The organism is Gimesia panareensis, from assembly GCF_007748155.1.
GTDB lineage: Bacteria > Planctomycetota > Planctomycetia > Planctomycetales > Planctomycetaceae > Gimesia > Gimesia panareensis.
The window spans coordinates 1,401,309-1,425,461 of the sequence record NZ_CP037421.1; the positions used below are offsets into that span (position 1 = coordinate 1,401,309).

A 24,153-nucleotide genomic window follows, 5' to 3' on the forward strand; every position below is an offset into this window, starting at 1 on the left:
TCCGTTTCGCAGTTTTCGATTTGATCAGGTTGCAGAACTCTCATGAAAAAAATACTGATTCAACTGGATACCAGCCAGCATGCCAGTTCTTTCGATCGTGTTGTCGCCGTTGATGCCGGTGTCGATGAACTGATGAGCTATCACGAAGTGACCCCCGTCAATGTGGAATCGCTCGTGCATGGGGCCATGTTTACCCGCGGTCCCGCAGACCTCAAGAACACGGCCCTGTTTATCGGCGGCAGCGATGTGCACTCGGGAGAGAACCTGCTGCGGAAAGTTCAGGAAACATTCTTTGGCCCGGTGCGGGTCTCGGTCATGATGGATTCCAATGGCTCCAACACCACCGCAGCGGCAGCAGTGCTCGCCGCGGGCAAACATCTGGATTTTGCGGAAACCAAAGCCCTGATCCTGGGCGGCACCGGTCCGGTAGGTTTGCGGGCCGCACAATTACTCGCCCGCAGGGGGGCTTCGGTGGTCATCGCCTCCCGCTCGGAAGAACGGGCCCAGGCAGCCTGCGACGCGATTTCCGCTCTCGTCGAAGATGCGAAAGTTCAGCCGCTTTCGCTCAAAGATCATAAACAGCTCGAGGCAGCCAACCAGGATACCAGCCTGATCATCGCCGCCGGTGCCGCGGGCGTGAAGCTCATCCCGGCTGCCTGCTGGAAACCCCTCAAAGCACTGAAAGTCGTCATCGATCTGAATGCGGTTCCCCCCGCCGGCATCGAAGACGTCGATGTGATGGACAAGGCCACCGAACGGGACGGAAAACTCTGTTACGGTGCCATCGGGGTTGGCGGAACCAAAATGAAAATTCATAAAGCCGCAATCCGTAAGCTGTTCGAAGCGAACGATCTCGTCCTTGATACCGAAGAGATCTATCAGATCGGCGTTGATCTGCAATCTTGAAACAACGCCGTTTATGGTGATGTCTCGATAGTTCCGGTTGCATCTGATGAACTGTTACCGCTAAAATCGAACGTGTATTTCGGTAGGTTTTTTCTGCAGCCTTAAGCTGGTAACCCGAATTCCCATGAATCAGAAACTGGATGATGTAGCCATTATGAAGCGCGTCTGTGCAGGAGAATATCTCCTGTTCGATGAGCTCGTGTTGCGCTATCGTTCGCGCCTGTTACGGTTTGCCTGGAGTAAATACGGGAAACGCTGTGCTGCAGAAGATCTGGTGCAGGAAGCCTTTCTGGCCGCGTATGCAGCCCGGGAGACCTATAACCCTGCGTTCGCATTTTCAACCTGGCTCTGGACCATTTTCCTGAACCTCTGCCGGCGACACTACAAGCGGGAGATGAAGCAGCCCCGTGAAGTGGTCCATTCGTCACTGGGGAACAGCGATGAGACAAGGGTTCCGGAACCCAGTTCCAGCGAAACACCACTGCAGACGGCCTTAAGAACGGAACAGTTTGAGTTGCTGGTTGCCTATCTGGCTGAACTGCCGGAAGTCCAGGCCGATGCACTTCGCCTCCGTTTTTTTGGTGGTCTGAAATTTACTGAAATCGCCCTGACGATGGAATGCAGTCTTTCAGCGGCAAAAATACGTGTGAAAAATGGATTGCTTCAACTGGCTCAGCGTTTTTCTGAAGGAACACCTTCAGAAGGAGAAGGCTCATGAACTGTGACGAAGCGTTTGAATTGATTACCCATCCCACGGACCACAACTGTGACGAACTGCAGTGGCATCTGCAGATGTGTCCCCGTTGTCGGCAGATGCAGGAAACGCTTGCGCCCGCACTGACATCCTTTCAGCAACTGTCAGATGAGATTGCGCTTTCCGACGAGGAACTGGCGTTATTTGATGCCCATTTCACAAACGAGTCCGATCCGCAGCCGTCTTCAGGATACGCGCAGGGAGGCAAGCCCTTCCTTTCCCCGGAAGCGGTTCGGATTGCTGAACAGACGGCAACCCGCCTGAGTGCCGAGGCCGGGATCAGCAAACCGGCAACGCTATCTTCACCGGTCCCGGTTCAGCGCAAGCGATTGCTGCAGGCCGCCTTGATCCTGTTGGTCGGACTCGCCCTGGGGTGGGGCTTTTCGATGGAAGTTCCTGAGACTCCACTTCCGATCGGAGCTGCCAGTCCGTCAGGACAGCAACCCTGTCTCTGGATCGCCCAGCGGGACCAGAACACCACGACACCTCAGAAAACAGAACGCAGCTCGAAAGCCGCTGTCAACAGCGTGGTACTCTCCTGCGTCGCCTGCCACCTGCAGTCTTCCGCCGACTAAGCTCTGAGTCCGACTCGGGTTTGCCAGTTTATCCAGTTTCCTGTTTCAGCAGTTAAAACACCCTGTGCGCAGTGGTTTATCCCTTCTACTTTGTAATTCTTACACCGGTGACCGGCAGTCGTGCAATTTTTTTCGCTACGAACCCGGCAAATCTGAATGACGTAGAAAAACTCGTCTTGCGGCTGTTTTCGATTTCCGTTATTTCTACGCAACCCACTTTAATACAGAGGGTAACTTTCCTGTCCTACACTCCCTTTTCTCATATCCTCCCTGATTCACAGGGCCAATGAAAAAGTGAATTCCGACCTGTCACAAGAATGTGAACCTCATATCTTTTCTCGCAATAGTTACAATTGGATTTGACATGATAAGAGGTGTCTCGTCTGACACCAGATGCGGCAACGCATTGCGATGGGCGCTAAGCCTGATCCTGGTACAGATTATTATCTTAGGAGACTGCATCAACGGATTCGTTCCGCTGATTGAATCGGTTTGCGCGCAGGAAGCAGAAAAGCGTTCCATCAATCTGAAAGAGCCGATCTTTGATGTCCGCGTGGAAGGCAATGAGTCTATTCCCGCCCTTGCGATTCTGCAGAAGACAAAAATCCAACGTGGCCGCCCCGCCACACGTGACATGGTACTCGAAGATGTCCGCCTGCTGTTTGCCACCCGCTGGTTTTCCAGTGTTGTCCCCGTGTACCGTAAGACGGAACAGGGACTGGTGCTCGTTTATAAAGTCAAAGAACGACCGATCGTGGAAAAGGTCGAATTTCGCGGTTACAAAAAAATCAAACTCAAACGCCTGGAGGCCACCACCGGCCTGAAGGTGGGCTCTCCCTTTGATATCGCCGCCAACCAGGAATCCGTTAACCGCATCAAGCAGCTCTACGTCGAACGGGGCTACCGCTTTGCCGAAGTCAAACTTCTCAAAGGCGGAGACCCTGGAGATCGCCAGGTCATCTTTGAGATTAAAGAAGGTCCCAAGGTCGTTGTTTCCAAAATCAAATTCCGCGGCAACAAGTTTGTCAGTGATGGAGTTCTGAAAACCAAACTGCAGACCAAGAAAGCACCTCTGGGAATCAGCTTCCTGGGGGGGAAATTCGATCCAGCTACCATTCAGGACGATCTGCTCTCTCTCAAACAGTATTACAACGGCCTCGGATTCTTCGACGTCAAGATCGAAGAAAAGGTCGGCTACAACAACGATAAGTCCCGCGTACAGATCGAATATACGATCAACGAAGGCAAACGTTACAAAATTCGCGATATCATGATTGAAGGGAATCGCCTCTTTTCTGAAGACGAGATTCGCGAGGATATCAACCTGGTCGCCGGCGAATACTTCAACAGCCGTACGCTGGCGAAAGATGTCGATAAGCTGACCACCCGCTACGGCGAACTGGGGCACCTGTTTGCCAAAGTGACTCCGCAGCCCCGTTTTCTGGAAACCCCCGGCGAGGTGGACCTGGTTTACAGCATCAATGAAGATAAACCCTACCGCATCCGCAAAATTACCGCTCATATTTCCGGCGATAATCCGCGCACCAAAAGCTCAGTCCTGCTGAATCCGATGATGGTCGCCCCCGGCGACCTGGCCAATCAGAGGCTGATTGCCAAAAGTAAACGCCGCATCGAAGGAAATCAGGTTTTCATGAAAGGCCCCCAGGACGGACCGCGGATCAATGTGACACGCGTCGATCCCAACAAGGAAATGCTGGCCAGTCGTGAAAACGATGTTCTGCGGGGACAGAATGCGGATGAGCAGCCAACTCAGAAATTACGTCACCCGAATCTCCGCTATCGGAATAAAACCTATCGCCAGACTCCACCACAACGGAATCAGGATCTGTTTAAAGGACTCAAGACCGAGCCCGTTTCTTATGAATCACCTCAACCTCAACGGACCGGGCAAATCTTCCGCGGTCAGAACTACGATAACGGCATCCCTGAGCCATTGAACCCGCTGTTTGGTCAAAGCCCTCTCGGCGATCCGATGGGCACAGAGTTTCCCCAGCAGCAGCCTGGCTGGGTGGACCTCGACGTCTACGCCTCCGAGAGTCGTACCGGCCGACTGATGTTCGGCGTTGGTGTGAACAGTAACGCCGGTGTGGTCGGTTCGATCGTCCTGCAGGAAGAAAACTTTGATATTCTCAGACCGCCGCGCAGCATGGAAGACATTCTGGATGGAACTGCCTGGCGCGGTGGCGGACAGCGGTTCCGTGCCGAAGCGGTACCCGGTAACCAGGTCAGCCGCTATCTGGTCAATTGGACCGATCCCTATTTCCTGGATACCAACTTCAGCCTCGGGGTCAGCGGTTTCTACTTCACACGTTACTATACCGACTGGAACGAACAACGTGTCGGCGGCCGTTTCTCGCTGGGACGTCAGCTGACTCAGGAATGGTCAGTTAACACACAGTACCGTCTGGAAAGCGTGAAACTTTACAATCCCCGTTCTCCCACCCCGGCAATTGTGCAGGCTTCCGTGGGCGACAATATGTTGAACACATTTCGTATCTCGCTGAATCATGACACACGTGACGCTGCCTTCCTGCCCGCCGAAGGGCACCTGCTGGAATGGGCCGCTGAACAGGCTGTCGGCGAATATACCTACAGCCGCCTGGAAGCGAACGGCAGCCAGTACTTCACCTTGTACAAGCGGCCCGATGGTGGCGGACGTCACATCCTCTCTTTGAGTGCTCAACTGGGTTGGACTGACACCGATACCCCGGTCTTCGAACGATACTATGCCGGTGGTTTCCAGACCTTCCGCGGTTTCAGATTCCGTGGTGTAACTCCTCGCGAAAATGGCATCGCCATCGGTGGTCGCTGGAGCTTGCTGGGTAGTGCCCAGTACATGATGCCGATTACCGCTGACGAAATGATTCAGATGGTCTTCTTCAGTGACTTCGGTACCGTGGATGAAGATGTCTCTCTGGATCAGTTCCGTGTCTCTGTCGGTGCCGGTCTGCGACTGACTGTTCCCGCTATGGGTCCAGTACCCGTCGCACTGGACTTCTCTGTGCCGCTGGCCAAAGAATCTTTCGACCAGACACAGGTCTTCAGCTTCTACGTCGGATTCACTCGCTAGATTCTCCCCTCACCACACTGGTGTGACAATGCAATCGCAGCAGAGCTGCGCACGGTTTCCTGCAGCCACTGGTTTCCCCTCAGGCTGGTTCTGGACTATGATAGAAGCCTGTTAAGTAATTTCAGGTCCCAGGGGAAGGTAGTGGAAATGATTCTGGAAGGCATGGTCACCAGTCGAAATCAGGAGGGCGAGTATAACCTCGCGCCGATGGGGCCCCTCGTCGATCCCGAAATGACACACCTGGTGCTGCGTCCCTTCCAGACATCACGGACTTTCCAGAATCTCAAACAGACCCGTTGCGGCGTCTTTCATGTCGTCGACGATGTTCTGCTCCTGGCCAAAGCCGCCATTGGTCAAGTGGAAGAACTACCGGATACTTTCCCCGCAGAACAAATCGAGGGAGCCGTGCTGCAATCCGCCTGTCGCTGGTATGAATTCCAGATCGAATCGATCGATGAATCAGACATGCGGACCGTCATGCAGGCGCGGGTCGTGCATCAGGGCCGCATCCGTGACTACTTTGGTCTGAACCGCGCGAAGCATGCGGTGCTGGAAGCCGCTATTTTGGCCACGCGGACACATCTGATCCCACAGCAGGAGTTATCCCGGCAGTACGAAGCACTGGCAGAGATCGTACGAAAAACAGCCGGCTCCGCAGAAACAGAGGCCTTCCGTTTACTGGAAGAATACGTGGCCAGAGCGTATGCTGAATTGAAATCGTAAACCGTTTGCACCTGTCTCACACCAGCCCAGAAATCAGATTCGTCATGTCATCGGAAGTGATTCTCACCACTGGAAGCCGCCTGCATTGGGGACTGCTTTCACTTGCGCCCCGTACGGGCCGTGAATTTGGTGGCCTGGGCCTGATGATTGAGGAACCCCGGCTGGTACTTTCAATCAAACCTGCTACGACCGGACAGGATTGTATCACAGGCAATGCAGGCAGTTGTGAAAAAATCCGCACCGCACTCAATGCACTTCGTAATCATTCGGAAACAGTTCAGGATCACTGTTTTGAGATCACGCTGCAATCTGAAATTCCCCAGCATTGCGGTTTCGGTTCCGGGACACAGCTCAGTCTGGCGCTGGCACGCGGTGTTGCTGCGCTGGCTGGAGAATCAGAGCTCTCGTCGGTCGAACTGGCACACCACGTAGAACGGGGTGCACGCTCGGCGCTGGGCGTTCACGGCTTCGCCTCCGGAGGTTTTCTCATTGAAGCGGGCAAACAGGAATCTTCAGCCATCAGCCCCCTGGTCTTTCAGGCTCCCTTTCCAGCAGAGTGGCGGATTCTGTTGATCACACCTCAAGACGAGGCTGGCATCTCCGGTGCCGTCGAAGCCGATGCCATCCAGCGCCTGGGACCGATGCCGGTAGAGTTGACAGAAAAGCTCTGTCGCCTGGCCCTGATGCAGCTGGCACCTGCCGTACTGGAACAGAATTTCAGGGAGTTTGCGACCGGCCTGACCGAATTCGGACATACTGTCGGCGAATTCTTCCAACCTGCCCAGGGGGGCGTACTGGCACATCCCCGGATGAGGGAACTGGAGCAACTACTGAGCTCACAAGGAGTTGAGGGCATCGCTCAAACATCGTGGGGACCCACACTGTCGGTCGTCTGCCCAGGAAACGTGGCAGCGCAGGAAGTCTCAAGTCTTGTACAGCAAGCAGGTTACGGAGAGGACTGTTTGACGCGGATCGTCAAACCACTGAACCGGGGGGCTGCCATCGAACATTTGGAATCGGCTTGAACTTTCCATTTTGGCGGCGAAGTTTGAGAAACAGGTTGAATTCTCCGAGAGGATTTCTTCGACTATAGACGAGGGCTGGTATAATACCTCCACCCACTGACGATACATAATAGACTGTATTCAATAGAGTGAAAGACGTATGAACTCCAGGCAAAAACAATCGGAAGTTTCCCGGCGGGATTTTCTGCGGGTGGGCAGTTTGAGCTTTGTCGGTCTCTCCATGGCCGAGCGTGCCGCTCTTGCAGCATCACACAGTGATCGTTCAGAGAAAAACTGCATTCTGATCATGATGACCGGCGGCGCCAGCCAGCTGGAAACGTTTGACCCCAAACCCGAGGCTCCTTCCGAAATCCGGGGGCCGCTGAAAGCGATCTCCACCACCGTGCCTGGCCTGATGCTCAGCGAGGCCTTTCCACAGCTGGCCCAGCGCACCGGACAGTTCTCACTGATTCGTTCACTCTACCACGATGCCGCCCCGATTCATGAAACCGGTCATCAGTTAATTCAGACCGGACGCGTTTCACGGGCCTCGCTGAATTATCCCTGTTTCGGTTCCGTCGTTGCCCGTCAGTGGGGACCGCGCGGAGACGCACCACCGTTCGTGGTATTGCCCCGCCTGGTGAACTCCCTGGGAGTGAATACTTACCGCGGTCAGCAGCCCACCTTCCTCGGCGAAGACTATGCTCCCGCGACGACCATCGGTGCCAAGTCGGCTTCGACCGAATATGAAATCGAAATTGCCGGCGAATCTCCGGCCATTCAACAGCAGTACGGTAAGCATCGCTTCGGCAAACTGCTGCTGCAGTCACGTCAACTGGTCGAACGGGGCACGCGGTGTGTGGTTGTCAATCTGTTTGACGACCTGCATGAGCAGCTGACTTGGGACTGTCACGGCACCGGTGCAGGCACAGCTGGGAAAGTCTACGAATACCGTGATTCTCTCGGTCCCGCATTTGATAAAGCCCTGTCGACGCTGCTGGACGATCTCGCATCCCGCGGACTGCTTGACGATACTCTTGTTGTCGCCACCGGTGAGTTTGGTCGCACTCCGCAAATCAATACCTCAGGGGGACGCGATCACTGGCCGCATGTCTGGTCAGCACTCGTCGCCGGTGGTGCCACACCGGGCGGACAGGTGATTGGTGCCAGTGACTCCCGGGCCAGCAGTCCTGTCGAACGTCCCGTGCATGCTGCCGAACTGACGGCAAGTATCTATCAGCATCTGGGACTTAACCCGCAGAGCTGTCTGGCACGTCAGGACGATCAGCAGATCAGTCTGGTCGATGCCGCTCCGATTGCAGAATTATTCCAGGGCTGATCTGCAAATCTGTTGATTGATCCTCAGGCGGTTTCTGAATCGGGACGCGGGATGTCTTCTGCCAGAACTTTTTCAACGTCCTGGGGACTGCATTGAAAACAGTTACTGATTTCCTGCGCAGAAAAGCCGGCCTGATTCAGATAGACCATCATCAGCCGCTGCTCGGCACTCGCGGAGAGCCTCTTGCGTTCCTGCTCGTACACCAGAATGTCGGGACCTGAAGTTGATGAATCTGCAGTTGGCCCCTGTTGAGCCAGCGCCAGTTGCGTCCGCAGCCGGTTGATTTCCTGGTCGGCTTCCTGCAGTAACTCATCCAGCACCCGCAGGCGATCTTCACTGCGGGCTTCCACTTCTCTCCCAAAATCGTAGAGTTTGACCTCCAGCTGGTTCAGCCGGTTCATCTGGTTCTTCTCCAGATCAGAGAGCTCGCTGCGTGCCTCTGCGAGAGGATCCCGGTTGCGCGACTGGTGCTGGGCACGAAAGTTCCTGCGTAACGTCCAGGCAATCGCCAGCAGCAGCCCACCCGTCAGAATCACATTGGTATCATTCAGATTAAACATGCTCGAAAGTCATCCTTTACTTTCAGACACAATACCAGAGGGGAACGTATTCTGTTTCCGCGGACCATGATCTTCCTGATCACTGTCCCGCGTCGATTAATGATCGTGATCGTGATCGTGATCGTGATCGTGGTCGTGGTCGTGGTCGTGGTCGTGGTCGTGGTCGTGGTCGTGGTCGTGGTCGTGGTCGTGGTCGTGGTCGTGGTCGTGGTCGTGGTCGTGGGGCGCATGTGCACCCGATTCAAACGCGGTTTCTACAGATCCTTCGAGCAGAAATGCTGCTTCCGCAGCCCGGTACACAGTTCTTAAGGAAATCTGATGAGTTGCAGCCAGCTCTGCACAGGCTTCATATTCGGGAGTAAAAATCGACTGGTAGTTTGGTCCGAGTGACAGTTTCCCTGCCACCTCTCCCCAGGCGGTTGTCACCTGATGTGGTTTGCGGGCACGGATCGAACGCTGCAGTTGATGCCTGCGGATGCCCAGGGTTTCGGTCTCCTGGAACAGAATCGCTTCGAGCTGCTCTACTGATTCCGGTTTGCAGATCACACTCAACATGACCGCAGGACGATCTTTTTTCATCTGGATCGCCGTGCTGTAGACATCGAGGGCCCCCGCTGCGAGCAGCTTCTGTTTGGTGTGGCCGATGATCTCTCCGGAGATGTCATCCAGGTTGGTTTCCAGCAGGGTAACATAGTCGGTGTGGGCGGGTGTCGCCACTTCGCCGACGAACAGTCGCAACAGGTTCGCCCGCTCCGGGAAGTTCTTCGTCCCGGCACCGTAGCCAATCTCTTCGATGGTCATCGGGGGCAGCATGCAGAACCGATCGACGAGCGTCGAAACGATGGCGGCTCCGGTGGGCGTGGTCAGTTCCGCCTGGATCGGAATGTCTGCCAGCGGAATTCCTTTCAGCAACTCCGCAGTTCCCGGGGCAGGGACCGTGCAGATACCATGATCGATTTTGATCTGACCATAACCGGTGGGGACCGGGCTACAGAGCACCTGTTCTACGCCGAGCAGGTCGAAGCCGATCGCCACTCCGACGATATCCACGATCGAATCGATCGCCCCCACTTCGTGAAAGTGAACCTTGTCGATGGTCGAGCCGTGCACTTTTGCTTCCGCTCCTGCAATTGCAGAAAACAGCGAGAGGGCCAGCTCGTACTGACGGGGGGTGAGTTTGTCTGACTGCTTGAGAATGGTGACGATGTCGCTCAGATGCCGATGGGCGTGCTGCTCGGGATGTTCAATCGTGACGTAGGTCGCGTGAAAGCCTCCCTTGATCGTTGAGGAGAAAGTGAGCTTCACGCCGGGCAGGCCCAGCGAATCGATGCCGGCACAAATCTGATCCGGGTCCACGCCTGCATCCACGAGGGCGCCCAGGGTCATGTCGCCACTGATTCCGGTAGAACAGTCTAAGTAAGCAATCCGCACAGTCAGGTATCCAGGGAGAAAAGGTCAAAAACGGGAAGCGAATTTTAAAGATAACCGGCTGGTTCTCCAAGGTCAATTCGCCGTGATTCCACGTAGAGTGATCGAGGTAAGCTCTTATCTTACAGAAGGATATCGAAAGGCCTGTGATCGCTCAAGCAGACGAATCCCGGGTTTTTCCGGGAATTCACGGGCAGCGGTGTGGAAATAAATCGCGAAGCCTTACAGATCAGCGCTGATAGATGGGCAGGTACTGGTATTCGACCGCCAGGGCCAGCACTGCCAGCGATGTGGCGTAGACTTTGCCCGCTTCCTTCTCACTCCCTTTGGTGGCCAGCCAGCTGCCGTCATGTTTCTGCATTTCCAGCAGCTGGGGAACGATGGCATCCCGGGTCTTACGCCAGTATTCGCCCCCCATCTGAAACATGCCGACACTGCAGTAATAAGCACCGTAGAAGTAGTAGAACTCATCGGGATGCAGGGGCCGTTGTACAAGATAGTCGCCCGCTTCGAGGGCATCCTTGGTGTGATGCTGGCCGCAGATCTCCAGTGCGAGGATGCCGGTCCCCGTTCGCGTTGCACTGGGGGCGCCGCCGGGCTGGTAGGCGAATCCCACGTTATTGCGTCCGCGGCAGTGGCGGACATAGGCAACCGCTTTGTCGATCTGGTCTGCTGAGATATCACAGCCAATGTTCTTGGCAGCCCGCAGTGCCAGCAGCTGCCAGCCGGTCACACTCAGGTCGCTGTCTTTACTGGTCTGGTTATACCGCCAGCCCCCCGCGTTCCGTTTGTCTTTGGGGACGTTCTGCGCCGCGATGATCAGCTTGATCGCCCGCTCCAGCACTTCGCGGCATTTTTTCTCGCGCTCACCTTTCAGCATGCCGGCCACTTCAGCCAGCATCAGCGTACTGATTCCGTGGCTGTACATCGGGCCGTGACTTTTGTGGTGCACGACCAGTCCGTTATCCGCCTGATGTGCGAGCACCCAGTCGATCCCTCTGTTGATCTGGTCACCGTAGGGGCCCTCTTCGGGCACATAGCCGGCAGCCATGAACGCCATGATTGCCAGTGAGGTCGCTGCCGTTGATTCACCATACGAGTTGAACGACCACGCACCGGAAGGCTGCTGTGACTTCGACAGAAACTGAACCGCCTGCTGGATGCTGTCGTCGACCCTCTTCTTCTGTGCGTCCAGTTCCTGGGCCCGGCAGAGAGCAGGGGAGAGTAGCAGCAGCAATCCCAGCGTAGATGTGATCAACCTGCGTGACATTGATTCTTCCTGTGATTGAAATCAAATCCGTTGCTTATTCGCTGTCAGGCTTCGATTTGGCGATGGCTTCAAAATAGTGTTTGATCAGACGCGCGTATTCCGGATCAGTTCTGCTCCGCGAGCCCTGCAGAATTTCGGTATCCAGCTGGCCGGGCAGTTCACCCCAGTTGCGATTCGACATGGCCTTCAGTTGCATCTCCAGCTTGCTGAAGTCCACGTTCGTGCGGGCACCGCCCCCTTCGCTTTCCCCCTGGCCCTTACCGGGCGCCATATTGCGGGAAGCGGTCTGAGACTGTTGTCCCTTGCCGGGGTCAGAACCCTGCTGCGCTTTCGATTTCAGCTCGGTTGCTGCCTGGGACAGGGATTCCGCTGCCTGCTTAAGCGATTCGGCAGCCTGTTGTTGTGCAGACTGTTTGCCGGACTTTCCTGATTCAGACTGCTGACTCTGGCTTTTCCCATTCTGAGCGAGTTGATCTTCCATGGACTGACCATTCTTGCCCGATTGGGAATCTCCCTGAGATTGCTGCTGCTCGCCCGATTCGGTCGCCTGCTGTTTCTGATCAGCAGGATTGGACGAATCCGGTTTCTGTTCCCCCTGCTGATTACCCGACTGCTGTTTCTCATTTTGTGCCAGGAGCTGATCCAGGGCGCTCTTGAACTCGGGATTCTTCTCCAGCTGCTGTTGTGCCTGGCGGAGTTGCTGGGCAGCATCGGTGACCTGGTTGCCGACCTTTTCGGGAACCGGCGAATCATTGGCCTGCTGCGGACGGGACTGTTGTGCCTGTTGGGCTGCCGCCTGGAGTGCCTGGGCGGCCTGCTGGGCCTGTTGCGCTGCCTGTGCCAGATTCTCCTGTTGCAGGTCGTCGACCGCTTTTTGCATGGACTGGCCGGCCTGTTCGGTTTGCTTACGACTCTGATCTGCCTGCTGGCTCTCTTTTTCCAGTCCAATCGGATCGGTTTCCAGTTTGCGGGACGTTTCCGAAAACTGGCGTGTCAATTCCTGAGTCTGTTGTGCCAGCGTCTGCTGCGAATTTTTGATGGCTGCCTGCCGGTTCTCTTCCGAGTTGGAAGCTTCCGCCAGTTTGTCAGCCACTTTACTCTGTAGTTGAGCCATGCGTTCGGCTTCTTCCAGGAAGTTATCCCGCTCGGTCTGTTGTTCCTTTGCTTTTTGAGCCAGCTGTGCCTCCTTGATTTCGTCAGCGATTTGTGCGGCACGATTGGCAGCCTGACTGGCTTCGTGGAATCGGCCTGCGTTCGCCTGCTGTTCTGCCTGAATCGCTTCCCGTGCCATCTGGGCTGCCTGCTTCGTCGATTCCGATTCGGGACCAAATTTTTGTGCCGTCTCCAGCAGGAAGTTCGCGGCGGCATCTGCCAGGTTCTGTTGCTGCTGTTGCAGAGCTCGCATCGCTTCCTGAGCCGCTGCATTTGCCTTGGCCCGCGAAGGTTCGTTGCTCATATTTGCTTCTGCGGGCTGGCTGTTTTGGGCCGGCTGCGCGTTGGCTGCGGTTGTCGCTGCGTTCTGGGGCGCATCACTGTTGGCAGGCGGTGGTGCCTGAGCGGGAGCAGCAGCCTGCGCGGGTGCGGCATCGTTACCCTGAGGAGCCGCGGGTTCGGGGGCCTGTGCATCACGGGGCAGGGGGCGTCCTGCAGAGACCGGGGCCTGCTGCTGCATGGCTTCTGCCAGCTGCTGTTGCGGTTCGACCAGTTGCGACGCCTGGGTGACCAGCGAATCGAGTTGCTTCAACTGGAAGTTGCGGGCAGCATCCACCAGTTCCGGTCTCCGCTCCAGCAGGTCATCCAGATCTTTGGTGAGGCGGGACTGGCGGTGTTTCAGTTCGGCCTGTTCGTTGGACAGCTCCTGCTGCATTTCCGGAGTCAGTTTCAACTGCTGATGCGGATCGTTCTGTTTCTCGGGAGTTTTATTGTCCGCCTGCTGCGCGTCCTGTGGTTTCTGCATCTGCTGTTTGACGGATTCGACTTTCTCATTGAAGGCCAGCATGTCATTGGCCAGGTGGTCTGTCTCTTCTGCCAGGCGATCCAGATTATGCAGGTCGTTCTCCAGTTCCACCAGCTTTTCATACTGACGGACCAGATCGTCGATTTTCTTCTCGGTCTGATCCATGGCCGCCGGTACCGGTTTCAGTTCCTGTTGTGCCTGTGGCAGATTCTCGGCAGCAGCAGCGGATTTCAGCGTGTCATGATTTTTTACGAAGTCGGTCCGGGCGAGGTTCTGCGTCTGCTCTGCCAGTTTCTGATAGAGCGGCAGTTCCAGAAATTCATTGGCCACGGTTTCCAGCTGCTGGGCCAGCTTGCGTTCCTGCTTCGTCAGTTCCTGAAGGCTCTCCTGATCGGCGGGGGACAGTTCCTGTTTCTTTTTCTGTTCCTCCAGGGCGGCAATCTGTTTTTCCACCTGCGCGTGATGTGTCTTGAACTCCTGCTGAATCTTCCGCAACTCGTCCCGCAGTTTCTGCTGGCGGGCAATCACGCCTGCCGAGAGCTGCTGTTCTGCATTCTTATCGATGCCAAACACGCGTGGTGTCGACCAGACCACATTCGGCTCCGGTATCTCACGATTGTCCGCAGCCTTGATGCGATAGGTGTAAATATCTCCCTGATCGGCTTTCAGATCGGGTAGATTAATTTTGAATTCAAAGTCCACCGTGGAACTTCCCAGCTTTTCAGCGGGGACCTTGATCACGGTTTCTTTCTCATCCAGTTTCTGAATGTGTACTTCCAGTTCATTCACTGCATAGTCATCCAGAGCTTTAACGGGAATGGAAAGTGTCTCTTTCGGTTTAAAAAACTCCGGCTGATTGTAGAGCGAAAGTTCGATCTCCGGTGCCCGGTCCTGTGTGACTTTCACGAGGTGCTCAGATGTCTGATTTTTCAGCGCGCCTGCTTTGCTGTGAAATTCGATGTGGAAGACGAAACTGTTCTTCCCCACCGGTAGATCGAGTTGTGCGGTCAGCTGATCCTCACCGATGCTCAGGGGCAGCGTCTCAACGGGCGGACGTTCATTGGCCCCTGCACCGGACGTGTAATACTGGTAGAACAGTGTTGCTTCACCGATCGGTCGGTCAAAGGTCAGCTGCAGTGCGATCTGACTCTGCTCCAGCGCACGAATTTCACTGGGGAGGACCGTCATTTCCTCAGCAGCCTGTCCGGTATAGCGCGGCGGGGTGACCACCAGCTTTGTATCAATGATTGAGGGAGGCTCCGCGACCTGGATCGCATATTGTTTTGTGCGGCTGCGTCCGCTGGAAATCGAATAAGTAAATCCGCTCAGCAGGCGCGAAAACTGGGTTGTGTAGTGCCCCGCTTCCTGATCGAGATCCATGCGGCGGGTGAAAGGCTGTCCTTCCGCATCTTCCCAGGCGATCCAGACTTCATCGATGGTTCCCGGTTCTTTGGTATGCCAGTGCGGCGTGGCGATGATCTGCAGGTCTTCGCCCCGGGCTACGGTGGCATCTCCCGGCTCGACTTCGAAATACAGCGAACTGACCGTCGCGAAATTTCCCCAGGGAACCATACTGCGTGAAAGCAGCAGGCGATAGGCGTCCGGCCAGAACAGCAGCGGCGTCAGGAAAATGATCATCGCAATCCCGGCACTCATGATAAACCGCATGGCGCGGTCCGAGGGAACCGAGTCGGTGATGTTGAAGTTCGTCAGCGAAGCGATCGTTTCCCGTGCCAGGCGTTCCCGCATCACGACCGAACTGGTGTCGTCGTGGGCGACTGAAAGTTCCAGAACGGAGGTCAGCCGCTCGTTGAGAGAGGACTGAGATTCCTCCACAATCGCCGCCAGTTCAATAGGGGTTCGTTTGTGAAAGACCCGTCGCAGCATACCAAACCAGAGGCAGCCAATCAGCACCGTTAAGGAAAAAGAAGTCAGCGCGATGCGGGCCACATTGCTCAGCGAAAAGACGAAATCGAGACTGATCTGCATGGTCACCAGGCAAATCAGCACCAGAACCACAAAACCCAGTCCCCGCAGTAACGCCAGGGAGCGGATACGCCGGTCCAGTTGACCTAACTGCCGTTTGAGTTCATTGACGAATTGATCTAACTGTCCATCCATAGTCGTTCTCTGAGGGAAGTAATGATCTAGTCAGGGTTTGCGAACCGTCAGTGCCGCCCGGAAATCGATGACCCGGGTAGGGAACCGGATTTCAAGCGGGAACGGAACTCCTGATATTGTAACAAGAATTTCCCTGAAAGAGGGATGAAAAAAGGGGCGGAACCCCAAAATCTTTCAAGGCAGGCCGTTCAGCTTACGGATGGCCCATTCGACAGTCAGGACCCCCATGATCAGTACCAGAATCAGCCAGTGATCCCAGAGTGAGACTTCGTCCTGATTGGAGATCTCCTGGTTCAGGTTGGGGATCAGCTCCAGCAGCTCGTCGATGGTGCCAGGCGTGAGCAGTTTCCCCCCACTGGATTCGGCCATCTCGGTGAGTAATTGGGGATTGGACGCCAGATTGCCCAGTTCGATTGTTTTGACTTCATGTACGAACAGAGGCGTTACAATTTCCTTATCGCCCGGTTGTTGCGTGGACGGTTTCAACTTGAGTTCATATTCACCCGGATCCAGGGCCGGTAGATTTCCTTCCTGCAACTGGGGCTGGTTTTTCTGCGTCTGCAGTTCAAAGGAAGCAACCACCTGATCCGGCTCGGCAGCTCTGACGATCTCCACCGTCGATTTGACGTCCGGATTCTGCTGCAGATAGTCCTGGGTCCAGCGCGCTGTCGCAGTCGCGATTTCTCCCGCGTCGATATCCGTTTTATTCAGACTGAATTTGACGTACTCATTACCTGCTGAAGCTTTATTACGTGCCGCCCAGCGCGCCATTTGCCCCCAGAAGCGATGGTGGTAGCGATCACCCACCCGGAATCGCCAGCGCCAGGTACTGTCGATTCCGACCCAGATGACCTGCCCCGCACCATACTGCCGGTACACAATCACGCCATCCCGCTTTTCGTTCAATGGGGCGTCAAAGGGAGAAATTCCATACGCGAGCACAGACGCGCCCGGTTTCAACGTCCCCTGTAAAAACCAGAGGTGCCCGGGTAAGTGCTGCCAGATGTCTCGGTTGATATCCGGCGTCGCATCGAACTGGAACAACGGCTCCAGTTCACCCTCGGGGGTCAGAGCCAGGTGCATCCCCCGCTCGCCGGGGGGCACTTTGAAATTCGCCTGGTTCCAGTCGACAGCTTCCAGATCCTTCACCGGCAGTAATTCGTCGAGGGTTTTCGATCGATGCTTCAGCGGCATATATTGTTTTCCCGCCAGCAGGACCAGGGTTCCTCCCTGATCGCCGACGAAGGTCTGGATCTGTTTCCAGAGATCTTCCTTGACATGTTCGGGAGAGACGTCGCCAATGATAATCAGGTCTTTGTCCGCGAACGGTTTCGGTTTTTCCTTGTTCTCGGCAGCTGCCTGGTTTTCGTTCTGTTTTGCCTGCGGCGCATTGATCGGGAGTTGATTCGGGAAGAAGGGTCGCGGCAGCAGACCCATGTAAGGCTGCTCAAACAGGACCTGCTGCAGGTCAATCCGCTTGTCCCGTTCCAGTGCGTTGTGCAGGAAACGGAATTCCCAGCGTGCGGTTTCTTCCACCAGCAGAACATGTGATTTGTCATCGACGAAGTTGATCGCGAATGTTTTTTCGTTGTTATCCTCGCGCGTTTCACCCGGGAGAATGTCCGTCTCCAGCCGGTATTCCTGGCGGCCCTGTTGATCAGACTCGATTTCGAATTCCAGTAATTTACTCACTCCGGTCGACTTGAAACGTTTGACCGCCAGTTCCTGGTCTCCCTGCATCAAGGCGACACGGACCTCCTGGCTATCATAACCACTGGTGCCGATCCGGGCTTTGAGTAACGGCTTGTCCTCTTTGAATGCGGTCTGCGGATAATCGAGGGCTGAGACCGAGATGTCTTTGGGTTGATTGGCCGATCCCAGCAGCACCGGATAGACGGGGACTTTCATCTGTCCCAGTTGTTCCGCGGTGGAGACCGGATCCAACTGGCTGTTGTCGCGGCCGTCGGTGAGCAGGACGTAACCCGAGATGGGGGAAGTTCCGGTTTCCGATCCACTGCCGGCTGCTTTTAATGCCTGCGACAGATTAGACAGTTCCATATGGACCTGATCGGGGACTTCCGTCAGAGGTTCCTCGAGCGTCGTCTGTTCCGCAGGTACCGCATCGCCGGCAAACAGGACCAGGTCAATATCACCCCGCTCTTTCAGCTTTTCCAGAATCGGATTCGCCGGATTCGTCAACAGTTTTTGGGCAATCTCTTTACGTGACATCTGGTCGATTTCTTCGAAAATCGTTTCCAGATTCTGCTTTCGACTCTCCGCCAGCTGCGCCCGTTTTTCCGGGTTCGCCGTTTCGCTCTCTTCGACCCATGCCGGTTCTTCACCGGCCGCATATGCGGCTTCCCAGCGGTCCAGCCGCGCGTTGATCTGGTCGTTGCCGATCATTTTCAACGCCCGCGCCAGTTGCAGTTTTTCCAGTTTGCTCGCATGCCGGTCCTGTGTATTCATACTGTCCGAGACGTCCAGAGCGACAATCAGCCGCCCCGTCTTTTCCGTATTGAATGACCAGGTGAGAACCGGCTCCAGGAAGGTGAGCAGAATCAGCACCAGGGCCGTCACGCGGAGGGCGATCAGGACATTGCCGATCTTGTGCGAGACCAGTCGTCGCTCGTAGCGGAACAGCAGAATGATGCTGACCAGTACGATCAGCACCGCGCAGACGCTGACCACGGTCCACCCGCTCCATTCGAGACTGTTGAACTGGAAATGCTTTTCCATCATTACGGCAACGTTCCACTCAGCAGAAAACAGGACATCATTTATTCTCTTCAGGGAGTGACACATGCCCCCCCTGAACCAGGCGACGGGTCAGAAACAGTTCTCCGACCATCAGCAACAGAAAGATCAGTAACAGAAAACGCCAGAACTCGGTCTCAGACACGTCGGAAAACATGCCCTGTTTGAGTTCGTCCAGCGTTTTGAAAAAAGTAAAATGATACGTTTCCGTCAGTGATTTCTGCTCCGCCTCTGAAAGCGGGGTCAGGTTCGATTCACTGCGGTCAAAGTTCACCACAAACCGATCGGGTCTGAGCTCGGGATTCTTGTCTGATTTCGGATTCAACTGATAGATGCCAGGCAGGGACGTATTGGTGCATTGAAACGTCGCGCCATTGACTGCCGGATCAATCGTGCCTACTGCCGGTTTTTCATTGGGATCCAGAAACGTAAACTGTTCGATGGTCGTTCCGGCTGGTACGGGGACCACGATCGGTTCATCCAGTTGCAGGTTCCGGAAGACGCGACCCGAGGACAGCTCAAACACCGCTTCATGCAGGAAGGGAACATAATCGGGTTTGCTGGGCAGATTGTTCCAGTCGGCATCAAGGGAAGAGGTCATCAAGAGCACACGTCCCCGCTGGTGATTCATCATCACCAGCAGAGGTTTCTGGTTGGTGAGCTTTGCGATTTCCTGTGGTGCTATCGGGGCAGGCACATCCGATTCCGCTGCCCCGTCTTTCTCATCCGCAGGCGGAGCCTCGGTTTCAAGAAGCATGATATCCCACCAGCGATTAAACCGGGCTGCCGTCAATCCGTTGGCGTATTCGCCTCGAAACCGATTCAGCCAGGGACTCTGCAGACTGTCTGAGTCGATTTGAGTCACGTTGCCGAATTCCAGTCCCTGACTGGCTTCCTGTGCCTTCAACTCAACGGGAATCAGCCCCTGGGGTTGAAACAGCACCTTCTGGTATTCTTGCGGATTGACCTGATCACCCAGCGCGATCATGACGCCGCCCCCCTGCAGATTGACGAAATCAATCAGCGCCCCCGCCTGAACCTCGGTCAGGGAGTCGACGTTCGCCAGAATGACGACCGCCTGGTTTTTCAGGAGGTCTGCTGTCAGCTGATCCTTTTCAATGACGGTGGTTTGTATCCAGGGAGTCCGGTTGGTCGGTGCTGTCAGCGCCAGATTGGCGAAGAAGACCTCGCTGCGGGTCGGGTCAAAACTGGGAGTGCCATCCACCAGCAGCACAGGCAGGGCGCTGGTGACTTGCAGCGCTGCATCCGAGCGGTCGTCCCCCGGCAGATCATCCGGATCCAGGACGACGCTGATCACGTGTGTCCCCTCCTGATCGAAGCGATGTTGAAATTCGACCGCAGCTTCGCCGTGATTCTCAATCTTGACCGACTGTGTTTTCTCTTTAATGCGTTGACCGTCGATTTCGAAATAGACGGGGCAGATCAGATTCGGCTCGGGACCGTCGTAGCGGATCGTCGTCGAGATTTTGACAGGCAGATTTTTCACGCAGACTTCCCGCGATAATGTGAGCTGGTCGACCCGCAGGTTGGATTGCAGGCCTTCATTTTTCTCACCAGCGACATTCGTCGCCCAGAGGTCAATCGGAACCGCGGACTGTTGCATCAGATCATTGACCTGGTCCCAGAGCAGTGTATCCTGTGGCGTCCAGCCGAACGCCTGATCGTCGGTCAGAACGATAATCTCGCGTTCCAGGTTGGACGTTTTCCCCAGAATCTGGACCGCCTTACTGACCGCATTCGCCAGATTCGATTCACCCGCAGGGGGAGGCAGCTGATTCAGCTTCTCACGGACCAGGGAAAAGTTACTGGTCGGGTTGTCGGTGACTACGCGCGGCTGATGACGGGCATCGATGATCGAAATCGTGTCTCCCGGGTTCAGCTCTTCCAGAAAGCGATGCACCCACTGGATCGCGTCTGCGTGAGGCGTGGTGGTGTCACCCTCCCAGCCCATGCTGTAGGAACCATCAATGACAAAAACAACATCGCGTGACTGGGTCGAAATAAACTGGGACAGAAAGCCCCCTGAAATCCAGGGGCGGGCCAGGGCAAAGGTGATCAACGCGATCAGCAGCATGCGAATGGCCAGCAGCAGCCAGCCCTCCATCCGAATCCGCCTGCGGGTTCGTCGTCCGAGTTCCAGGAACTGCATCGCCCCCCACTGGACCACGTCATATTTCTTGCGACTCAGTAAGTGCACCAGGATGGGCAGCGATAATCCCAGCAGGCCGAGAAGCATCATCGGATTAAGGAAATCAAATGTCATGACTGCCTGCTGAGAATGGTTGGTCGGATGGAATAGGGCACGCGGATGGTTTCAATTGGAAGACAGGCCGTATTATATGCTGAAATCGTTGTAAATGGTATCGCCTGTCTGATTTACATTTTCAGGGAGACTTCAGTACAGATTTGTATTGAACTGGTTGGGAATTCCCAGTCCACCGATTATGATGGACTTGACGGGCCTCTGTAAACATGTCCGCCCCATTAAATTTTGATTCGCCCCTCCTGAGAGACCAACGAGGCTGATTCCATGCTGTCTGTTTCTACGAAATATTTCCCCCTGCTGTTAGTCACCATTTCGCTGTTCTGCCGTTTTGAACCGGTACAGGCACAGGAAATTAAACCGGATCAGCTGAAGTCCAGCTATGATGTCGTCATTTACGGCGGTACTTCGGGAGGCATCGCGGCTGCACTCCAGGCACAGCGGATGGGGAAAACCGCACTGCTGATTGAGCCGGGAACGCATCTGGGCGGTCTCTCTTCCGGCGGATTGGGAGCAACCGACATCGGCAACAAAGCAGCCATCGGCGGCGTCGCCCGTGAATTCTATCGACGGCTGGGCACGTACTACAGCCAAGCGGATTCCTGGGTCTATCAGAAACGCAGCGATTACAAAAGTCGGCGGAAAAACAGCTCGGAAACGGAAATGTGGACATTCGAGCCGCACGTAGCGGAAGCCACGTTTGAAAAAATGCTGATCGCCGATCAGGTTCCCTGGGTCAAAAAACAGCGACTGGATCTGAAACAGGGCGTACAGAAAAAGCAGGGGCGCATCAGCGCGATCAAAATGGAAAGCGGTCTGGTCGTCAAAGGGAAAGTCTTCATCGACGCCACTTATGAAGGCGATCTGATGGCGGTGGCAGGAGTCTCCTATCATGTGGGACGCGAGTCCAATGCGACCTATGGCGAAACATTAAACGGTATTCAAACCCGCAATGCCGTCTTCCACCAGTTCATCAAACCCGTCGATCCTTATCTCGTCCCCGGTGACCCGAAAAGCGGCCTGCTGCCGGGAGTGCAGCAGGAAGGTCCCGGCGGGAAAGACGGGGAGGGGGATCACCGCGTGCAAGCCTACTGCTTCCGCATGTGTACCACCGACGTCCCCGAGAACCAGCGGGAATGGGTCAAACCGGAAAATTATGATCCCCAGCGGTATGAACTGCTGTTGCGCAACTTTGAAGCAGGCGACCACCGCGTCCCCTGGGCTCCGACTCTGATGCCCAATCGCAAGACCGATACGAATAATAATTTCGCAATCTCTACCGATAACATCGGTATGAACTATGAATATCCCGACGCCGACTATGAGAAACGCGAACAGATTTTTCAGGAGCACCTGACTTACCAGCAGGGCTTGATGTGGACTCTGGCCAACAGCCCCCGCGTCCCTCCCGCTGTTCAGAAACAGTTCCACAAATGGAAACCGGCCAAAGACGAGTTTCAGGATACGGAAGGCTGGCCGTTTCAGTTGTATGTACGCGAAGCACGGCGGATGATCTCTGAGTATGTCATGACCGAGAAAAACTGCACCTCGGAGCTCATTGCCGAAGACAGTATCGGCCTGGCCGCCTATACGATGGACTCGCACAACCAGCAGCGGTATGCCATCGATGGAAAGGCTCTGAACGAAGGGGATGTGCAGGTCGGCGTGCCCAATCCTTATCCGATTGCCTATCGTTCGATCCGGCCCCGCAAGTCTGAATGCCAGAACCTGCTCGTGCCCGTTGCGATGGCGGCTTCGCATATCGCCTACGGATCGATTCGGATGGAGCCCGTGTTTATGGTGTTGGGACAATCGGCGGCAACCGCTGCCAGCCAGGCCATTGATGCCGGCACCGCGGTCCAGGACATCGATTATTCCACGTTACGCAAACAGCTGCTCAAAGACAAACAGATTCTGATCTGGACCGGCCCACGCAAGGAACCGCCGATTCGCGTCAAATCGCTGTCAGGCATCGTTGTTGACGACACCGACGCCCGGAGTTCACTCGGCTGGAAAAAGAGTTCGTCGATCACTCCTTACGTCGGGCAGGGCTATCAGCATGATGGCGACGCCGACAAGGGGAAACGCGAGATTGTTTTTACAGCAGAGATCCCACAGGACGGTCTGTATGAAGTGCGTGTGTACTATGTTCCGTCATCGAACCGCGCCACCAATGTTCCTTATGAGCTACGGACTGCCGAGGGGCCAGTGACCGTACGCGTCAACCAGCGGAAAAAACCCAATCAGGGTCAATATCAGTTACTCGGGACATTCCTGTTCAAATCAGGAAAACAGAAAATTCTCACGGTTTCGAACCAGGGGACCGACGGGCATGTCATTGTGGATGCCCTGCAACTGGTTCCCGTCAAATCGAATTAAGAAACGACATAGCAGGCACTCGATGAAAAAGCAGGCACAGCGATTTTCATTCAGCATTACTGTGTACTAGAGGTAGTTTCAAAACCCTAAATTACGTGAACAGTTTGGTATAGTATTTGTAGGAGTACCTCCCCAGAAAGGAGGTCTCATTATGACCATGACCCGCGTGTCACGACCTGCCACAGGTCGCAACATTACCGGGTCCAGGACGGAACCAAAACCACAACTCTCGGACGAGCAATGGCTTCTGATCAAAGATCTGTTTCCAGAACCACCGGCAAACGCAGCCGGAGGGCGGCCCAGAGTGGCTCCCCGCGAGTGTCTCGAAGGAATCCTTTGGGTATTAAGGACCGGTGCCCGATGGAAAGATTTACCAACATTTTTACCATCTCCCAGCACTTGCTGGCGTCGTTTCAAGGAATGGACCGAAGACGGTGTCTTCCTGGAAGCATGGCAGCGATTGCTCGAACATTTCGACCGACGGAAGCTGGTAGTCTGGTCGGAAGCATTCGGGGATGGCACATTCTGCCCCGCAAAAAAAGGGGCGCCGATGTCGGAAAGACAAAACGGGGAAAGGGAACCAAGCTTATGCTGCTGGTCGACGGAAACGGGCTCCCTCTCGCTTTGGATCGTGCCAGTGCCTCTCCGGCAGAGGTGAAGCTGATTGAATCCCTGCTGGACCAGCGAGTTTTGCCACGCGACCCCGATCGCCTGATTTATGATCGTGCGGCCGACAGCGATCCCCTGCGCACAGAGCTGGCGGAACGGCAGATAGAGCTGATCTGTCCGCATCGCAAGAACCGTGTGAAACCAGCGACGCAAGACGGGCGTGCTCTGCGGCGATATCGACGCCGCTGGAAAGTCGAACGCACCATCAGCTGGCTGTTCAACTTTCGTCGTCTGGTAATACGATATGAACGATACAGTCATTTGTTTTTAGGATTCGCACAACTCGCGTGCGTGTTCACCTTACTTAATAAGTTATGAAACCACTTCTAGAAGGTTTCT

Annotated in this window: 15 protein-coding genes; 9 read left to right on the forward strand and 6 right to left on the reverse strand. The window is 55.3% G+C overall.

Going from position 1 to position 24,153, the window contains the following annotated elements; translation table 11 throughout:
- Positions 1–42: 42 nt before the first annotated feature.
- The 7 genes from Enr10x_RS05405 to Enr10x_RS05435 all read left to right on the forward strand — a co-directional run bounded on the left by Enr10x_RS05405 (position 43) and on the right by Enr10x_RS05435 (position 8,392).
- Complete coding sequence (locus Enr10x_RS05405) at positions 43–906, forward strand: NADP-dependent methylenetetrahydromethanopterin/methylenetetrahydrofolate dehydrogenase (RefSeq protein WP_145104736.1); 864 nt, start codon at positions 43–45, stop codon at positions 904–906.
- Positions 907–1,030: 124 nt separating this feature from the next.
- On the forward strand, positions 1,031–1,624 hold the full coding sequence (locus Enr10x_RS05410) for an RNA polymerase sigma factor (protein ID WP_145104738.1): 594 nt from the start codon (positions 1,031–1,033) through the stop codon (positions 1,622–1,624).
- On the forward strand, positions 1,621–2,235 hold the full coding sequence (locus Enr10x_RS05415; protein WP_145448373.1) for a hypothetical protein: 615 nt from the start codon (positions 1,621–1,623) through the stop codon (positions 2,233–2,235). Before Enr10x_RS05410 ends, Enr10x_RS05415 begins: the two co-directional genes overlap by 4 nt.
- 406 nt (positions 2,236–2,641) lie before the next feature.
- A complete protein-coding gene (locus Enr10x_RS05420; RefSeq protein ID WP_232093242.1) occupies positions 2,642–5,326 on the forward strand; it encodes a BamA/OMP85 family outer membrane protein in 2,685 nt (894 codons plus the stop codon).
- A 147-nt stretch (positions 5,327–5,473) separates the two neighbouring features.
- Positions 5,474–6,049, forward strand: coding sequence for a DUF447 domain-containing protein (locus Enr10x_RS05425; RefSeq protein WP_145116155.1), 576 nt, complete (start codon positions 5,474–5,476; stop codon positions 6,047–6,049).
- 44 nt (positions 6,050–6,093) lie between these two features.
- On the forward strand, positions 6,094–7,074 hold the full coding sequence (locus tag Enr10x_RS05430) for a beta-ribofuranosylaminobenzene 5'-phosphate synthase family protein (RefSeq protein ID WP_145448375.1): 981 nt from the start codon (positions 6,094–6,096) through the stop codon (positions 7,072–7,074).
- Between the two features lie 139 nt (positions 7,075–7,213).
- A complete protein-coding gene (locus Enr10x_RS05435; RefSeq protein WP_145104746.1) occupies positions 7,214–8,392 on the forward strand; it encodes a DUF1501 domain-containing protein in 1,179 nt (392 codons plus the stop codon).
- A gap of 23 nt (positions 8,393–8,415) precedes the next feature.
- Here Enr10x_RS05435 and Enr10x_RS05440 read toward each other — a convergent pair whose 3' ends face one another.
- The 6 genes from Enr10x_RS05440 to Enr10x_RS05465 all read right to left on the reverse strand — a co-directional run bounded on the left by Enr10x_RS05440 (position 8,416) and on the right by Enr10x_RS05465 (position 20,766).
- Positions 8,416–8,952, reverse strand: coding sequence for a hypothetical protein (locus tag Enr10x_RS05440; protein ID WP_145104749.1), 537 nt, complete (start codon positions 8,950–8,952; stop codon positions 8,416–8,418).
- Between the two features lie 96 nt (positions 8,953–9,048).
- On the reverse strand, positions 9,049–10,383 hold the full coding sequence (gene larC, locus Enr10x_RS05445) for a nickel pincer cofactor biosynthesis protein LarC (RefSeq protein ID WP_145448376.1): 1,335 nt from the start codon (positions 10,381–10,383) through the stop codon (positions 9,049–9,051).
- A gap of 226 nt (positions 10,384–10,609) precedes the next feature.
- Positions 10,610–11,650, reverse strand: coding sequence for a prenyltransferase/squalene oxidase repeat-containing protein (locus Enr10x_RS05450; protein ID WP_197995105.1), 1,041 nt, complete (start codon positions 11,648–11,650; stop codon positions 10,610–10,612).
- Positions 11,651–11,684: 34 nt separating this feature from the next.
- Positions 11,685–15,728 carry a DUF4175 family protein gene (locus Enr10x_RS05455; RefSeq protein ID WP_145448377.1) on the reverse strand — a complete coding sequence of 1,348 codons (4,044 nt, stop codon included), beginning with the start codon at positions 15,726–15,728 and terminating at the stop codon, positions 11,685–11,687.
- A 174-nt stretch (positions 15,729–15,902) separates the two neighbouring features.
- Complete coding sequence (locus tag Enr10x_RS05460) at positions 15,903–18,467, reverse strand: vWA domain-containing protein (RefSeq protein WP_145104755.1); 2,565 nt, start codon at positions 18,465–18,467, stop codon at positions 15,903–15,905.
- A gap of 34 nt (positions 18,468–18,501) precedes the next feature.
- Positions 18,502–20,766, reverse strand: coding sequence for a BatA domain-containing protein (locus Enr10x_RS05465; protein ID WP_145104757.1), 2,265 nt, complete (start codon positions 20,764–20,766; stop codon positions 18,502–18,504).
- 267 nt (positions 20,767–21,033) lie between these two features.
- On the opposite strand from Enr10x_RS05465, the gene Enr10x_RS05470 reads away from it, so the two are divergent.
- Positions 21,034–23,145: an FAD-dependent oxidoreductase gene (locus Enr10x_RS05470; RefSeq protein ID WP_145448378.1), complete on the forward strand. Its 2,112-nt coding sequence runs from the start codon at positions 21,034–21,036 to the stop codon at positions 23,143–23,145.
- Positions 23,146–23,302: 157 nt separating this feature from the next.
- Positions 23,303–24,132, forward strand: a protein-coding gene (locus Enr10x_RS05475; protein ID WP_390621350.1) for an IS5 family transposase whose coding sequence is annotated in 2 segments (ribosomal slippage) — positions 23,303–23,693 and positions 23,693–24,132 — 831 coding nt in all. Because the reading frame shifts where the segments join, the coding sequence is not laid out codon by codon here.
- The last annotated feature ends 21 nt before the right edge of the window (positions 24,133–24,153 follow it).

What these genes read in the sequence shown, in the direction of transcription:
- Enr10x_RS05405 (WP_145104736.1), top strand. Translation starts at nt 43, where the DNA reads ATGAAAAAAATACTGATTCAACTGGATACCAGCCAGCATGCCAGTTCT.
- Enr10x_RS05410 (WP_145104738.1), top strand. Translation starts at nt 1,031, where the DNA reads ATGAATCAGAAACTGGATGATGTAGCCATTATGAAGCGCGTCTGTGCA.
- Enr10x_RS05415 (WP_145448373.1), top strand. Translation starts at nt 1,621, where the DNA reads ATGAACTGTGACGAAGCGTTTGAATTGATTACCCATCCCACGGACCAC.
- Enr10x_RS05425 (WP_145116155.1), top strand. Translation starts at nt 5,474, where the DNA reads ATGATTCTGGAAGGCATGGTCACCAGTCGAAATCAGGAGGGCGAGTAT.
- Enr10x_RS05430 (WP_145448375.1), top strand. Translation starts at nt 6,094, where the DNA reads ATGTCATCGGAAGTGATTCTCACCACTGGAAGCCGCCTGCATTGGGGA.
- Enr10x_RS05435 (WP_145104746.1), top strand. Translation starts at nt 7,214, where the DNA reads ATGAACTCCAGGCAAAAACAATCGGAAGTTTCCCGGCGGGATTTTCTG.
- Enr10x_RS05440 (WP_145104749.1), bottom strand. Translation starts at nt 8,952, where the DNA reads ATGTTTAATCTGAATGATACCAATGTGATTCTGACGGGTGGGCTGCTG.
- Enr10x_RS05450 (WP_197995105.1), bottom strand. Translation starts at nt 11,650, where the DNA reads ATGTCACGCAGGTTGATCACATCTACGCTGGGATTGCTGCTGCTACTC.
- Enr10x_RS05455 (WP_145448377.1), bottom strand. Translation starts at nt 15,728, where the DNA reads ATGGATGGACAGTTAGATCAATTCGTCAATGAACTCAAACGGCAGTTA.
- Enr10x_RS05460 (WP_145104755.1), bottom strand. Translation starts at nt 18,467, where the DNA reads ATGATGGAAAAGCATTTCCAGTTCAACAGTCTCGAATGGAGCGGGTGG.
- Enr10x_RS05465 (WP_145104757.1), bottom strand. Translation starts at nt 20,766, where the DNA reads ATGACATTTGATTTCCTTAATCCGATGATGCTTCTCGGCCTGCTGGGA.
- Enr10x_RS05470 (WP_145448378.1), top strand. Translation starts at nt 21,034, where the DNA reads ATGCTGTCTGTTTCTACGAAATATTTCCCCCTGCTGTTAGTCACCATT.